The sequence below is a fragment of the Labilibaculum manganireducens genome, from assembly GCF_963665805.2.
Lineage (GTDB): Bacteria > Bacteroidota > Bacteroidia > Bacteroidales > Marinifilaceae > Labilibaculum > Labilibaculum manganireducens.
Genome location: NZ_CAXXEE010000003.1, coordinates 1,114,996 through 1,131,537, shown reverse-complemented (window position 1 = coordinate 1,131,537; position 16,542 = coordinate 1,114,996). Strand labels below are relative to the sequence as shown.

Annotated in this window: 8 protein-coding genes; 6 read left to right on the top strand and 2 right to left on the bottom strand. The window is 36.5% G+C overall.

Going from position 1 to position 16,542, the window contains the following annotated elements:
- Positions 1-42: 42 nt before the first annotated feature.
- Both araA and ACHZAX_RS04435 read right to left on the bottom strand, forming a co-directional pair.
- Positions 43-1,527, bottom strand: a complete 1,485-nt coding sequence (gene araA / locus ACHZAX_RS04440; RefSeq protein WP_320018168.1) for an L-arabinose isomerase — start codon at positions 1,525-1,527, stop codon at positions 43-45.
- A gap of 166 nt (positions 1,528-1,693) precedes the next feature.
- A complete protein-coding gene (locus ACHZAX_RS04435; protein WP_101309269.1) occupies positions 1,694-2,374 on the bottom strand; it encodes an NUDIX hydrolase in 681 nt (226 codons plus the stop codon).
- 292 nt (positions 2,375-2,666) lie between these two features.
- On the opposite strand from ACHZAX_RS04435, the gene ACHZAX_RS04430 reads away from it, so the two are divergent.
- The 6 genes from ACHZAX_RS04430 (at position 2,667) to ACHZAX_RS04405 (ending at position 16,332) form a co-directional block, all read left to right on the top strand.
- Positions 2,667-7,019, top strand: coding sequence for a two-component regulator propeller domain-containing protein (locus ACHZAX_RS04430; RefSeq protein WP_320018167.1), 4,353 nt, complete (start codon positions 2,667-2,669; stop codon positions 7,017-7,019).
- Positions 7,020-7,174: 155 nt separating this feature from the next.
- Positions 7,175-10,189 (top strand): SusC/RagA family TonB-linked outer membrane protein, encoded by a 3,015-nt coding sequence (locus ACHZAX_RS04425; RefSeq protein WP_320018166.1) that lies wholly within the window; start codon positions 7,175-7,177, stop codon positions 10,187-10,189.
- A 25-nt stretch (positions 10,190-10,214) separates the two neighbouring features.
- Positions 10,215-11,792 (top strand): RagB/SusD family nutrient uptake outer membrane protein, encoded by a 1,578-nt coding sequence (locus tag ACHZAX_RS04420; RefSeq protein ID WP_320018165.1) that lies wholly within the window; start codon positions 10,215-10,217, stop codon positions 11,790-11,792.
- Between the two features lie 234 nt (positions 11,793-12,026).
- Positions 12,027-13,640 carry an arabinan endo-1,5-alpha-L-arabinosidase gene (locus tag ACHZAX_RS04415; RefSeq protein ID WP_320018164.1) on the top strand — a complete coding sequence of 538 codons (1,614 nt, stop codon included), beginning with the start codon at positions 12,027-12,029 and terminating at the stop codon, positions 13,638-13,640.
- 22 nt (positions 13,641-13,662) lie between these two features.
- The gene (locus ACHZAX_RS04410) at positions 13,663-14,697 is read left to right on the top strand and encodes an arabinan endo-1,5-alpha-L-arabinosidase (protein WP_320018163.1); all 1,035 of its coding nucleotides are present in this window, start codon (positions 13,663-13,665) and stop codon (positions 14,695-14,697) included.
- Positions 14,698-14,724: 27 nt separating this feature from the next.
- Positions 14,725-16,332 (top strand): alpha-N-arabinofuranosidase, encoded by a 1,608-nt coding sequence (locus ACHZAX_RS04405; protein ID WP_320018162.1) that lies wholly within the window; start codon positions 14,725-14,727, stop codon positions 16,330-16,332.
- The last annotated feature ends 210 nt before the right edge of the window (positions 16,333-16,542 follow it).

Below are 16,542 nucleotides of genomic sequence, written 5' to 3'. Positions count from 1 at the left end.
AGTATTTTGAATTAGTATTGTTTAAATGATATTTGATATACGCTACAATCCCTTCGCTAAATGGTAATATAAATCATTCCATTTTAGCTCTTTTTTAAAATCTGAAATTGTTGTTGTATTTTCAATCGTTACGAATTCAACACCAACCATTTCGGCAAAGTCTTCAAGACATTCTTTGTTTAATGCCATGCTAAAACTAGTGTGATGAGCACCTCCGGCAAGAATCCATGCAGCAGCACCAATTTCCAGATTTGGTTGTGGAACCCATAGGGCACGGGCAACAGGAAGTTTTGGCAATGCTTTAGGTGTAATAACTGTCACAGGATTAACAATCATTCGCATACGTCCTCCCATATCAACAAGAGTTGCATTTATTCCCTCCCCTTCAGGCACATCGAATACAAAACGGGCAGGAGCATCTTTTCCGCCTATGCCAAGTGGATGAACTTCGATACTTGGAGTTTCTTTAGCAATTGAAGGACAAATCTCAAGCATGTGTGCACTTAATACTGAAGGACAAGCAGGATCAAGATGGTAAGTATAATCTTCCATAAAAGAACATCCGCCTTTCATACCAGCCGACATTACTTTCATGATTCTTACCAAAGCAGATTGTTTCCAGTCACCTTCAGCTCCAAAACCGTAACCTTGTTCCATTAGTCGTTGAGAAGCCAATCCCGGAAGTTGTTTCAAACCATGCAAGTCTTCAAAATTGGTAGTAAAAGCCTTATATCCATTTGCATCCAGGAATTTCTTCATTCCCAATTCTATCTTAGCCTGATAACGAATGTTTGAATTTGTTTTATCTGCCAATTTGTATTCGGCAGCATAAACATCCATTAAAGAATCAATTTCTTGCTCTGTTATCGAATCCATACTAACAACAAGATCACCAACCCCGTGATAATTTACTTGCCAGCCCAATATTTTCTGAGCTTCAACTTTATCGCCTTCTGTTACGGCAACATGACGCATATTATCGCCAAAACGACAAATTTTTAAATTTTTGGATTCATTATATCCAACAGCAGATCTTGTCCAGCTTCCTAAGGTTTTGCGAACTTTTTCATCTTTCCAATGACCTACAATCACCTTACGGTTTAATCGCAATCGTGTGCAGATAAATCCAAACTCACGGCCGCCATGTGCTGATTGATTCAAATTCATGAAATCCATATCAATCTCACTCCATGGAATATCTCTGTTGTACTGAGTATGTAAATGTGCAAATGGTTTGCTCAATATACTTAAACCTTGTATCCACATTTTAGATGGGGAAAAAGTATGCATCCATGTAATCAATCCAATACAGTTGTTGTCTGTATTTGCCTCAAGACAACAATTATAAATTTCGTCAGGAGTTGTTAATACCGATTTAAAAACAATTTTTACAGGAATTGCGTCTGATGCATTAAGCCCTTCAGCAATTTCTTCTGAATTATCTTTTACTTGTTTTAGTGTCTCGGGACCATACAAGTGTTGACTTCCGGTTACAAACCAAATCTCTTTTTCTTTTAGCTCTTTCATTTTATTCTTATAGTATTTTATACTTTTTTATTAAATACAATTAATCTTCACATTAATAACAATAAGATTTACCAGCAGATTCAAATAAGTATTTTATCAGTACTTTCTACTTTTATACTAAGTAAAAAAAGCAAAAAAATGCTTCTTTAGTTTAAATTATCAAGCTTTAAAATTTAACGACTCTATCAAATGTTTTTTCAATATCTCCTTTAATTGCCCGATAATAAAATGCCCCTTTCTTGGATTCTGTAGTATTTTTAACATTCAATTTTTCCAGTCGTCCTAAGGATAAAACCTTTTTTCTAAAATTTCCCGGATCAAACTCCCTCTGAAAAATTGCCTGGTATAAATTTCGTAATTGCAGGAGTGTAAACATCTCTGAAAGCAATTCCTCTCCTATTAAATCAAAACTTGCTTTTTTCTGGAGTCTGTCCAACGCTTCGTGAACCATATTTTCATGATCAAAAATCATAGTAGGAAGCTTACTTATTGGCCACCAATGCGCTCCATTTTCGCGAACCAAATCCGTATCGTACTTATCAATTCGAATTAATGCATAGTATGCTAACGAAATAACACGCGTAGCCTCATCTCTTGACGGATCTGAGAACGATTGCACTTGTTCTAAGTAAATATCACTCAGCCCTGTTGTTTTCTTAAGCACTCTGCGGGCAGCCATATCAGCTGACTCATCTTCCTGAACAAATCCTCCTAACAAAGACCATCTTCCCATCGCAGGCTCAAATCCTCTTGGATAAAGTAATAATTTCAGTTCCCCTTCATGATAACCGAAGATCACACAATCGACAGCAACATGATATTTAGGGTGTTTATATTGTGGATTCATAATATTAATTTTCTCCTCAAATATATAAAGTATTTTTGACTTTTATTATTTTCTTGTAAAAAAAAAATAAATTTCCGACGAAATTTACAAAAAAATAATATTAAACTCTTAAGCAATAACAAGCATTAATTTATTTTAAGGTTAATTTATTCCTGTCGGAATCAACAATAAATGATACAAATTACGAATTCTTGGTTTTGCACATTCAAAGAATGTAAGTATACTTGTACAAATACCACTTTTTGATAGTTCGATACACTCTTAATTTAAAATTATAAAAATACAGTATATCATGCGGCGATGTATTTTTTCCAGTTTCTTTATCCTTCTTTGTTTTTGCAGCAATACACTTATTGGAGAAACTCAAAAATCGCCAATTTCGCATATTCGTTTCCATTACTTAAATAACAACAACGGGTTAGCGCAAAACACAGTAGATTGTATCTTGCAAGACAGCCGGGGATTTATGTGGTTTGGCACGTGGAACGGACTGTGTCGTTACGATGGTTACACTTTTACGACCTATAACAAAACCAAGGATCTTAGCGGTATTCCTGACAACTTTATTCAATCGATGAGTGAAGACAGTAAAGGAAATATCTGGATTGGAACAAAAAATGGGTTAACCAGATTCCTTTTTAATGAGAATCGCTTTTCACTGCCTGAGAATATCAAGTCGAATCTAAACGGACACTCCATACCTCATATATCCATTGATAAACAAAATAAGATCTGGGCAGCGACAGAAGATGACGGAGTTTGGCTTATTGAGGAAGATAAAACAGACTCATATTCAGCTAAGAAGATTACTGAAATTGTTTTGCCGAACCAACACATCAGTCACATTTTAATTCATGAAGAAAATATTTTAATTGGAACCGAGAACGGTTTGGTGATTGTTGACAAGATAAATTTTCAAAACGATACCACATTAAACGAACTAATTAAATCTGTTGCAAACCTTGTTGTAAATTGCATTTTTGTTGATACAAAAGAAAATGTTTGGATCGGAACCTCTAATGGCTTATATCAATATGAGCCAGACAATAAACAAATCTATTTTTACACGCATCAGCCACAGAATTCATCAGGTTTAAACCACATAGCAATTACAGAAATTGTTGAAGACAATTCAGGCACAATCATCGTTGGTACTTTGGCCGGACTAAACTTTTTTGATCCAAGTTCGCACTCTTTTTATCATTTAGGTGATGATTTCAAAGAAGATCAAAAATTAAACAATCCCTTCATTAATTCATTATTAGCTGATAAACAGGGGAATGTATGGATAGGTACCGATAAAGGAGGTGTCAATTTCTACAACATTTATCAAAAGCCTTTTTATTCGATCACTCATACTCCATTAAACCCTAAAAGCATAAGTCACAATACAATCAACTCAATTTTAAGTGAAAAAAACATTCTTTGGATAGGAACCGCTGGCGGTGGTTTAAACAGAATCGTTAATAATGGAGAAAATGTTGACCATTTTAATCTTAGCAATTCACCTCAAGAACAAATTGGCGCGAACTTTATTACTTCAATATATAGAAACAGCAGTAAACAACTTTGGTTAGGTACATGGGGAGACGGTTTAAAAAGACTAAAATCAGTAATCACCAAAAATATTGATACCTATCGTAATAACTTTGAAGTTTCGAACAGTCTCTGTTCGAATTTCGTTTCCTCAATAACAGAATTAGATAAAGACCAATTGCTGATTGGAACATTAAAAGGACTCGATTTATTTAATATCAAGCTGAACACATTTACCCATATCGACAAGAAAATGAAACTGTTAAACCCTCTTGAGGTTGGATGTGTTTTAAGTGATCAGCAAAATAAGGTTTGGATTGGTACCCGTAATGGATTATTCCGCATTCCAAAAGATGAATTAAATCAACTTGATCAAAAAACAAGCATTAAATATGATGCCTTTTTCAATCAGCAGGATAACTCATTCTCTCTTCCTGGAAATTACATCATTTCCTTGTTTGAATCGAAAGACGGTACCGTATGGATTGGTACCTACGGAAGTGGAATCTGTAAATACACCATTGATAATAACGGTAAGTTTCAATTTATAACTTATAATGACCAAAATGGTTTGTGCAATAATGTAGCCTATGCCATAGAAGAAGACAAACAAGGCAATTTATGGATCAGTACGGACAATGGTCTTTCTAAATTTAATCCGAAAACTGAATCTTTTCAAAATTACTTTGTAAAAGATGGACTTTTAAGTAACCAATTTTATTGGTCAGCATCAGATGTTGATGAAAATGGCAAACTTTATTTTGGGGGAATAGCTGGATTGAACTATTTTATGCCGGAAAATGTTGAATCTTACCAAGAAGCATCCAAACCTGTTTTTACTGAATTCTCAGTATTCAACAGACCCGTTGAAATTGGACAAGAATATCATTCCAATGTAATTTTAAATAAATCCATATCTGAAACAAACTCTATTGAGCTCTCCTACAAAGACGCAGTTTTCTCGATAGAATTCTCAGCTCTTGATTATTTTTTACCTGAAAAAATAAAATATTCATACCAAATGGAAGGTGTTGATAAGGATTGGGTTAATGTTCCTTCGAGCAGAAGATTTGCCAATTACACAAATCTTTCGGGAGGAGAATACAAATTCATGGTTAAAGCCTCTAACAGCGATGGTATGTGGTCAGACAAGATTGCAGAATTAAAAATAAAAGTTCATCCACCTTTTTGGCAAACAATGTGGTTTAAATTTATACTCCTGATTGCAATCGTTTTAATAATAATCAGCTACATTCAATACAGAACACGTTTTTTAAAAGAGCAAAAAAAGAAGTTAGAGAATCAGGTACTGGAACGAACTGAAAAAATTGAAGAACAAAAAGACAAACTAAGACACCAGGCTGAGTATTTACAACAAACAAATCAGGAATTAGCTGACAGGCAACTGTTAATTGGCGGACAAAAACTTGAACTTGAAATTCAAAATAAAAAGATTGCCCAACAGCGCGACAAGATGATTGAATTAAACAAGGAAGTGAAACAGGTAAACCAACTTCGATTGCGTTTTTTCACGAATATCTCGCACGAATTTAGAACTCCGCTTACCCTAATTATTGATCCTCTGGAACAATTAATGAAAAAATTAAGCGATGATCAAAGCACAATCAGCACTTTAAAAATTATTGACCGAAATGCCAAACGACTGCTTCATCTGATCAACCGTCTTATTTATTTCCGGCAAATCGAAAACGAAAAAATGGATCTGCTTGTGAGTAAAGGCAATTTAAATGAATTCTTACATGATATTTTTGAATCATTTGAAAATTTGGCTCAACACATGCAAATGAAGTACCATTTTGAAGCACAGCAAACAAATTCAGAAACATGGTTTGATGCTGAAAAGCTCGAAAATATTTTTTACAATTTGCTATCCAATGCTTTTAAATACACACCTGAAAATGGTGAAATTACAATGAAAGTTAAATTTGTAGAGAAAGATGCTGATAATATTTTCCCTGCACCTTATGCTTACATTGAAGTTACTGATAACGGAAAAGGCATTGCAAAGGAACATCTGCCATATATTTTTGAACGGTTTTACCATGTTGAATCCGAAAGAGAATTAGACAAGAATAACTCTGGTATTGGCTTAGCTTTAACCTCTGAGATTATTAAAATATTACACGGTAAAATTCAAGTTCAAAGTGAAATCAAAAAAGGAAGCTGTTTTCAAGTCTATTTGCCATATACAACCGATCGTTATAATGAAAAAGATTTAGACCGCAACAACACCCAGGCTGAGGTGAAATTAAAAGCCCGTGTTGATACCTTAGTTCATAACATGGTTAATCCTGAATCAAATTTAGGATCTGAAAATACTGGAAAACAGGACAAATCAAAACCATTGGTACTGATTGTTGAAGACAATTTTGATTTGCGTACCTTTCTAATGCAAACCTTAAAAGAGGACTATAGAATACTGGGAGCCGAAAACGGTAACATTGGCTTTGCGATGGCTAAAAAGCATTCTCCCGATTTAGTCATCTCTGATGTGATGATGCCGGTGCTTAGTGGCATTGAACTGTGTAAATGTATGAAAAAGGAGATTCAGACAAGCCATATTCCTATTATCCTGTTAACAGCAAAGAATATGGTTGAAAACTGGGTTGAAGGTCTTGAAACCGGTGCTGATGATTACATTTCAAAACCTTTCAATCTGCAACTGTTACAGATTAGAATGAAAAATCTGATTGAAAGCAGAATGAAATTAAAACGAATGTTCAATTCGTCGCAAAACATTTCTGCGGAAAACATTACATCAAACCCTGTTGACGAAGAATTCATTAATAAAGTATATCGAATACTGGAAAAAAACTACACCAATCCCGACTTCACAATCAATCAGTTTGCCGGCGAAATGTTTGTAAGCAGCAGTTTGTTATACAAAAAATTGAAAGCAATAACAGACTTAAACATTACAAATTTTATTAACGCATTCAAATTAAAAAAAGCGATGGAGTTGATACAGGAAAACAAACTCCCAATTTCTGATATTGCATTTGCCGTTGGATTCAATGACCCTAAATATTTTAGCAGAGTATTCCGCAAACATTATGGAATGAGCCCCTCCGACTTTACACACAACTAACTCAAAAACAATAAGTAACACACATTCTCCAATAAGCATACTTCTTCATTTTCCGAAATCATCCACCCCAATTGTGTAATTGTCCACCTCTTTGAAGAGCTATCGACTTACATTGCAAACGTTATAAACGATAAGTAACATTTAATTTCTATTCTATGAAAAAAATATTTTTAGGCGGATTTTTGTTCTGCTTCCTGATTCTTTCAGGAGTAAGTCAAGCTCAAATTACCGTTAAAGGTGTTGTTTTTGAAACTACCGGCAATACAACACTCCCAGGAGTTAATGTTGTTCAAAAAGGAACAACAAATGGAACAATAACGGATATTAACGGAAACTATTCCCTAACCATTCAAGATCCAAATGCAAGTTTGATTTATTCCTTTGTAGGATATTTATCACAGGAAATTCCAATAAATAATCAAACATCAATCAATGTTACCTTACAAGAAGATGTATCAAAGCTTGATGAAGTTGTTGTTATTGGATATGGCACACAAAAAAAATCGGATTTAACAGGTGCTGTTAGTGTTATTGATACCGATGATGCTAAAAAAACAGTGACTTATGATGTAGCCAAAATGCTGCAGGGGCAAGCTCCCGGAGTTACCGTTCAATCTTCGGGTGAGCCAGGAGGATCGGTGAATATTAAAATCCGAGGCATTACTTCTTTTAATAATAACAACCCATTATTTGTAATCGATGGAATGATTGTTGACAATCCTAATGATTTCGCTCCCGGCGATATCGAATCAATGCAAGTACTAAAAGATGCTTCTTCCGCTGCCATTTATGGTGTGAGAGGTGCAAATGGTGTTGTAATCATCACCACAAAAAAAGGAGTTCAAAATGGAGATTTAAAAGTAAAACTCAAATCTCTTTTTGGCATACAGAATGTTGCCAGGAAAATTTCACTTACCGACAGAGAAGGATATCAAAAAATTACCAATGCTGCATACTTGAATTCAGGACAAGCGATACTTCCAGGCAACGATCCTACCAGCGAGTATTATATTGACAACGTAAATACCGACTGGCAGGATGCAGCTTTCAAAACAGGTATCATCCAAAATCATACAATATCATTTAATGGAGGTTCTGAAAATTTCGGTTACAATTTTAATACAGATTATTACAAAAACTCAAGTTATATAGATACTCCTCAGGATTATGAACGAATCTCAACCAGCTTAAATTTGAATGGAAAAAAAGGCAAATTTAAATATGGTGCTAAACTGGGTTATACAAAATCAGATAAAGAAAGTTTTAACGAATACAATGTAGGTACCTCATCGGTAATAAACCTGCTTCAATCAATCCCAACAATGCCTGTTTATGACGAAAACAGACTAGGTGGTTACGGAGGTACTGATAACCTGACTCAAAAGGCAATCACTTTAAATGTGATTGGATTCAACAACCTGATTGATAATCAAGCTGAAAGAAACAGATTTATTGGTAATATCTGGGGTCAGATTGAAATTGTAAAAGGCTTAAAATATAAAATTAGTGCCAGTGCTGATCAACTGGATACTCACACAAGATATTTTGTTCCACCAAGTGATTTAGGATGGTATTATATTACTACAAATTCGGAATCTTCGCTTGACATTAACGATAGCCGTAAAACCTTTACTTCGCTGGACAACCTGCTTACTTACAACATTGAAATAAACAAACATAAGTTGGATGCACTTGTTGGATGGGTTCAGGAAAAAACAAATTATTACAATCACTGGTCAAGAGGAGTTGGATTTGAAGACAATGAAATCAGTCATTTGGAATATGCTGACGACACCTCTACAGGTGAATACGAAAGTACAATAACCGGCATATCCTATTTAAGCAGAATTAATTACAATTTTGATAACAAATACTTTTTAACAGCAAATTACAGACAAGACAAAACATCTCTTTTTGCCAAGCAAAATAATACAGGAGATTACTTCTCTGTTTCCGGAGCCTGGAAATTGCACAACGAAAGTTTTATCACTCTTCCACAGTGGATGAATACTGCGAAATTAAGAGGAGGTTATGGTACTTTAGGAAACAATACTGCAGGAGTATATGCCTACACTCCTACAACCAATAGTTTTGCAAGCTATCTTTTTGGAAATACATTAGCACCAGGTACAATTGTTGTTGATGCAACGGATCCTAATCTTAAATGGGAAGATACTGAAACTGTAAATGCGGCAGTAGAATTAGGAATGTTTGATAACAAACTACAGTTTACGGCTGAATATTACGAGAAAAAATCGACAGATCTGTTAGCCAGAGTTCCGCTACCTCTTTCTACCGGAACAATTAGCAACGACTGGTCATCATCAGTTATGACAAATGCAGCGGCAGTAAAAAACACAGGCTTTGAATTCTTATTGAGTTATAACAACTCCTCAAAAGAGTTTAAGTACAATATTTCGGCAAATGTTGGAACACTAAAAAACAGAGTATTAAAAATAGGAACAGATGATACTCCAATTAATGGGACGAACTCAAGAACCGAAGTAGGACGGTCTATTGGTGAACTTTATGTGTACGAAACGGAAGGTCTTTTTCAGAGTCAGGCAGATGTTGATTCTCATGCAACTCAGCCGGGAGCTGTTGCAGGTGATGTTAAGTTTAAAGATGTAAATAAAGATGGTTTAATTACCGATGAAGACAGAACTTACCAAGGCGTTTCAATTCCTAAAATTAGCTATGGTTTAAACTTAAGCGGATCTTACAAAAACTGGGAATTCTCAATGTTCTGGCAAGGTAGTGCAGGTAATAAAATCTACAATGGAACTTACAATAGTTTGATGATTGGCGGGCTTGTAAATCATCATACAGACATGTTGAATTACTGGACTCCAACCAATACTGATACAAACATTCCACGTCCTGATCAATTGGAAACCAATCAAAATGCAAGAGCATCTGACCGATTTATCCAGAGCGGAAACTATATCAAACTACAAAATGCCCAGTTGGCCTATAATATTCCATTAAAAGCAAATAATATAGTGGAACATGCAAAAGTTTATGTTTCAGGACAAAATTTGTTGACCATTAGTAAATACAAAGGCTATGATCCTGACTTTATGAGTGATGGATTATTCTCCAGAGGTTTCGATTACGGGTCTTTTCCAAATCCAAGAACTTTTATTTTAGGTGTAGAGATTGACTTTTAAAATGCTTAAATAAAACAGAAATAAAATGAGATATAAAAATATTTACAGTATAGCTATTTTGTTTGCGCTGACCAGTTTGGTTTCAAGTTGTGTTAGTGAGGACGATTTAGTACAGATAGATCCAAATGTTGATACGGAAGAAGCATTTTGGAAGACAGATAACGATGCGCTTAAAGGAATTAATTCAGTGTATGGCAGTATGCTAATAGACGGCAGTTACATGAGAAGCACTCCTATGATGCTGGATTTAAAGGATGATGCAACCAGAAGTAACAGCCCTTGGACCGCAATGTCCGTTATCGGCAAATTCAACTCTAGTATTGCAAATCCAGATATTTACAGTTGGGCGTATCGTGATTTTTATCAGGGAATTTACCGCGCAAATCAGGTATTGGATAATGTGCCGTCCATTGAAATGGAAGATAGCAATTTGAAAGACCGTGTTCTGGGGCAGGCATATTTTCTAAGAGGCTTGTATTTTTTCCACATGGTAAACATGTTTAAAAATGTTCCGCTGCCATTATCCAACAGTGAATTATATCACCAACAAAAAACAAATGAAGAAGGCTGGGCTCAGGTAATTTCTGATTTAGAAATGGCTGTCGGTTTATTGCCTGTTTCCTACGATGATGTATCCGGACTGGACGCAGGGCAAATAGGAAGAGCAACAAAAGGTGCAGCTTTGGCCTATATAGGAAAAGCACAATTGTTTACAAAAGACTTCGAATCTGCAAAAGTGACATTTAAGAAAGTTCTCGATTTGAAAGTGTACTCTTTAGTTGCTGATTACCGTGATAATTTCACCGTAACAAACGAAAACAATTCAGAATCTGTATTTGAAGTACAATTTAGCAGAGAAGCTGGTGGCGTAGATCTAAGCTGGGGAGGAACGCCTGCACCTGGTTGGGGAAGAACCTCAGGAAGAGCAATTACATATGGTGCTGCGGGCTTTGGATATGCAGATTTACAACCTACCTGGGCATTGTTTAATGAATACAGAGAAGAATTAACAGTTGATGGAGAAGTAGATCCGCGGTTAGACGCAACAATATTCTACAATAAAAATGCATACGACGGTGTTGGAATGTCATTATACGGTCAGAATTTCGCAACATTTTATGCAGCTAACGAATCCAATCTAAATGATTTATACTGCAGAAAGTATGAAAATTCTGATGGCGATTTTGCAAACGAGTATGATTGGAGATCTGGAATTAACGAACGCATCATGCGTTATGCAGATGTGCTGTTAATGTATGCGGAATGTTTAAACGAGACCGGAGCCACCAATGATGCCTATCAGTATATACAAATGGTGAGGGATCGTGTAAACCTGCCTGATTTAGCAACCGTTAAACCAAACATGACACAAACCGCAATGAGAGAGCAAATTGCCCATGAACGGTTTTTAGAACTTTCTTTGGAAGGACACCGTTTTGATGACATCTGCCGCTGGGGATGGTTAGAAGATGCATCTAAATTAGCCTGGCTAAAATCAAGGGATGCTGAATTCAACACCTATACTCCTGGCCGTGAATATTTCCCAATCCCTCAATCCGAAATGGATACAAACAAGGGAATGGTACAGAATGATGGCTACTAAGCCAATTCAGACCTAATTTTGAGGATGTCCACAAAAAGTGGACATCCCCCTTATTTAATCATCTAAAATAATCAGATCACGAAGAATACTTTGGTATTACTGACCCTATAGATCTGTTTTGGTGATAAAATCATCAAATTCAATCCCTAAAATAAAGGACAAAAAAGTAGTATTAATAGAGTTATTTAGAGCAGAAATTATAATCCTAAATAACTCTTATTTTATAAAAAACAGATGATGAGATTTATTTCTTCAGCAGCGTTCGTGATTTTTCTAATGACTGCAGGCTGTTCCAGTAATGATAATATTATTGATCCCGAAGAACCGGATCCGGTAGTAGAAAATCCTCCGGCGGATGATTTTTCCGGTCCTAAATATGCTGATGATTATTCAGCCATATCAGGTTGGGACAATCGGACTTTCTGGAATTTGGCCAATGTTCATGACCCTTCTGTAGTATATGATGGAGAGTATTATTACATGTACGGAACAGATGCTTCCTATGGGAATGCACACGAGGGGCACGGACATTTTCTTTATCGCAGATCAAAGGATTTGGTTGACTGGGAATTTCGTGGAATGGCAATGACCGAAACTCCTTCATGGGTAAAAGACACACTCAACAGTATGAGAATTCAGGCAGGGCTTGATATTATAGACTCTCCTGTTTATGGACACTGGGCTCCGGTTGTTCGGAAAGTTGGAAACAAGTACCGAATGTATTACAGCATTGTAATTGACAATTACATTGAATCAGGAAAAGCCAATACTCCTGCAAACTTTGATGGTTCCTGGACAGAACATGCTTTTATCGGTCTTATGGAATCGGATGACTTAAGCAGTAATACCTGGGTGGATAAAGGAATGGTAGTTAGTTCTGTTTCGGACAGAGAAAACAACTGGACGCGTTCAAATACTGGCGATTGGAATGCCTATTTTAAATGGAATGCAATAGATCCAACTTTTATTATTACCCCGGAAGGAAATCACTGGCTGATTTACGGTTCGTGGCATTCAGGCATTGTCGCATTACAGGTGAATCCTTCAACAGGAAAACCCGATAAACTGGCATCAATTGAAGACTACGGAACTCTTATTGCACGCCGTCAAAACAGCGAACTTAATCGTTGGCAGGCACAGGAAGGTCCTGAAATTATTTACAATGAAAAAACAGGATTCTATTATCTGTTCCTGGCTTACGATGAACTGTCAGTTGCCTACAATACCAGAGTATGCCGATCAACAAGTATCACAGGTCCTTATTTTGGTATTAATGGAACCAATATTACCGAAGGAGGCGAATGCTGGCCCGTGTTAACACATCCGTACAAGTTCAACAATCATTCAGGCTGGGTGGGAATTTCGCACTGTGCTGTTTTCAAAAACGAAGAAACAAACGAATGGTTCTACAGCTCGCAAGCCCGCTTGCCTGCCAATACAAATGGAAATGCCTACAGCAATGCCATTATGATGGGGAATATTCGAAAAATTGCATGGACAGAAGACGGCTGGCCGGTTGTTATGCCTGAACGTTATGCAGGCGTTCCACAACCTACTATTAACGAAAGCGATTTAACAGGTACGTGGGAAAACATATCAATGAATTACGAATATAAGGTTCAGCAAAAATCATCTCAACTGATTCTTTCGTCCAACATGACAGCATCCGGGGCATTAAGTGGTACATGGTCTTACGATCAGGACAAAAAGATTCTTACCATTGGTGAGCAACAGCTCAATCTGGAAAAAGGATGGGACTGGGAAGCATCACCCCGGACAACAACTTTTACCTACTCAGGCTTAACAGCCGGAGGAAGACCTGTTTGGGGTAAAAAAACAACAAAATAATAGTTACAAAATCTGTATTACAATGCAAAAATCATCTATAAAAATTAGTGAGACGCTTGTGAAGTTGTTCTTTTTTGCAAGTTTATTATTGTTCACTCAAATATCTGTTGGGCAAAATAAAATTTCCGTTCATGATCCGGTGATGATCCGCGAGAATGATACGTTCTACTTGTTTTGTACTGGATGGGGAATCAATGTTTGGTCCTCAACAGATATGAAAAATTGGACAGATGAGAAACCTGTATTTGACAATCCTCCAAAATGGGCTGTTGAAGCTGTTGATGGTTTTAAAGGTCATATTTGGGCTCCGGACATCTCTTTTTTTAACGGACAGTATTATTTATACTATTCCATTTCGGCCTTTGGAAAAAACACTTCTTGTATTGGCTTGGCAACCAACAAAACACTAAACGCAAACGATCCTGATTTTAAATGGGTTGATCATGGAAAAATCATCCAATCTTTTCCAAACAAAACAAATTGGAATGCCATTGATCCCAATCTAATCGTAGATGAACAAGGTCAGGCATACCTGAGTTTTGGTTCTTTTTGGGATGGAATCAAATTGGTGAAACTTTCCGATGATGCAATGTCGGTAGATGATGATTTAACCGAAATTCCAACCATAGCCTCTCGTAAAGAAGATTCCCGTTTACCCAATCCTCCGGCAATTGACAACAATCCTGTCGATGCAGGAGGAAATGCCATAGAAGCTCCCTTTATATTTAAAAAAGACGGGTACTACTACCTTTTCGCATCTATTGATTATTGCTGTAAAGGTGTAAACAGCAACTATAAAATGATTGTCGGCCGATCAAAAAATGTAAATGGCCCCTATCTGGATAGAGACAACAAGCCAATGAACACAGGAGGTGGTACCATTCTTTTAGCAGGAAATAAGGATTGGTACGGACTTGGACACAATGCAACTGTAAGTTTTGATGGAACCGACTATTTAATTTTCCATGCTTATGATGCTTCTGATAATGGCATTCCAAAACTCTTAATTAAAGAAATTACCTGGGATAAAGATCAGTGGCCAACCGTTAAATTATAAAACACAATACAAAATAAAGCTGTAAATATGAAGATTATAAAATCAAAAAAATATGCAATTGCTGTTCTAAGCTCGCTGACAATTCTGGTGGGTATGCAAACATTATCGGCACAAAATGCACGCATCAAAATTGATGTTGACCGAACTATTGGTGAGGTAGATAAAAATATCTACGGAAATTTCGTAGAGCATTTGGGTCGTTGTGTATACGGAGGTATTTACGAAGAAAATTCTCCTCTTTCCGATGAAAACGGAATTCGTTTGGATGTACTGGATGCTGTAAAAGAGCTGAATGTATCGATTACCCGTTACCCGGGAGGAAACTTTGTATCCAATTACAATTGGAAAGATGGCATTGGTCCAAAAGATGATCGTCCTGCCAGAATGGAATTGGCTTGGTCGCGTTTGGAAAGCAACCGCTTTGGAACGGATGAATTTATGGCTTATGCCAAAAGAATGGGAACAGAACCTTATTTTTCTGTAAACATGGGAACAGGAACAATAAAGGAAGCCCAGGAATGGGTAGAGTATTGCAACGTTAAAAGCGGTCCTTACTATGCCGAACTCCGGAAAAAGAATGGTCACGAAGAGCCATACAACATTAAATACTGGAGTCTGGGAAATGAAATGGATGGATTTTGGCAGATGGGTCATCTAAATGCTGAAGATTACAGCAAAAAAGCAAGAGAGGCAGCCAAATTGATGAAACTAACATCTCCGGAAATTAAGCTGATAGCAGCCGGTTCGTCAAATTACCGTCCCAATGCAGATCCCAACGAATGGAACGAAAAAGTACTTCACGAATTGCGTGATGTTATTGATTATTTAGCCTTGCATATGTATGTTGGCAATGTTGAAAACAATTATTACAATTTCGTTTCCTCTCCTTTAGTTCTGGAAGAACGAACCCGTGTTGTAAAAGGTTTGATTGACCGCGAAATGGAAAATGCAGACCGGGGAAACCGCCCGCCAATTTATATCGCCTGGGATGAATACAACATTTGGTATCGTGCCCGAGGAGAAGAAACTATGGCAGGTACCAAAGCGCTCGAAGAACGCTACAATTTAGAAGATGCATTGGTAATTTCTGGATTTTTAAATGCATTTATCCGTAATGCAGATATCGTGAAAATGGCGAATATGGCACAACTTGTGAACGTTATTGCGCCTATATTCACATCCGAAAAAGGAATGTTTAAGCAAACCATCTTCTATCCTATTCAGTTATTTGCCAACAATGTAAAAGGAACCTCTCTGGATGTTCATGTTGATTGTGAGACGTATGATACCGGCGAATTTTTCATAGGATTGGGCGAATCAACAACCATTCAAAAAGACGTTCCATTTTTGGATGTTTCGGCTACCTATAATAACGGCGAAGTAATTGTTTGCGTAATGAACCGTAATAAAGACAAGGCAATTACAACAGACTTACTTTGTCAGGAAGGAATTTTTGACGGCGAATTTGAGGTGTACGAAATAAATGGTCCTGACATTAAATCTGAAAATGACTTCGGGAAAACAAGTGTCGAGACAAAGAAAAAGTCTTCTTTAAAAGTGAAGAAAACAGATAAAATCACTTACGATTTTCCGGCACATTCTTTTACCATGATAAAAGGCTCGATAGTTAAGTAAATACATTTGTTCAAAGTTTGTAGTTAGAGATGAGAATTAATTCTAATTCTCATCTCTTTTTTTTATGTGTATTTTTGCAACTAATCCTGAACACCGTTCTTTATTTTACATGCAGCAATTTGGCATGGAAAGAATTAAAAACGGGCATCAATATTTCTATAACAGAGAAGCCAATTCAATCTTTTTAATTAAAAAAATTGAATTTGGAGT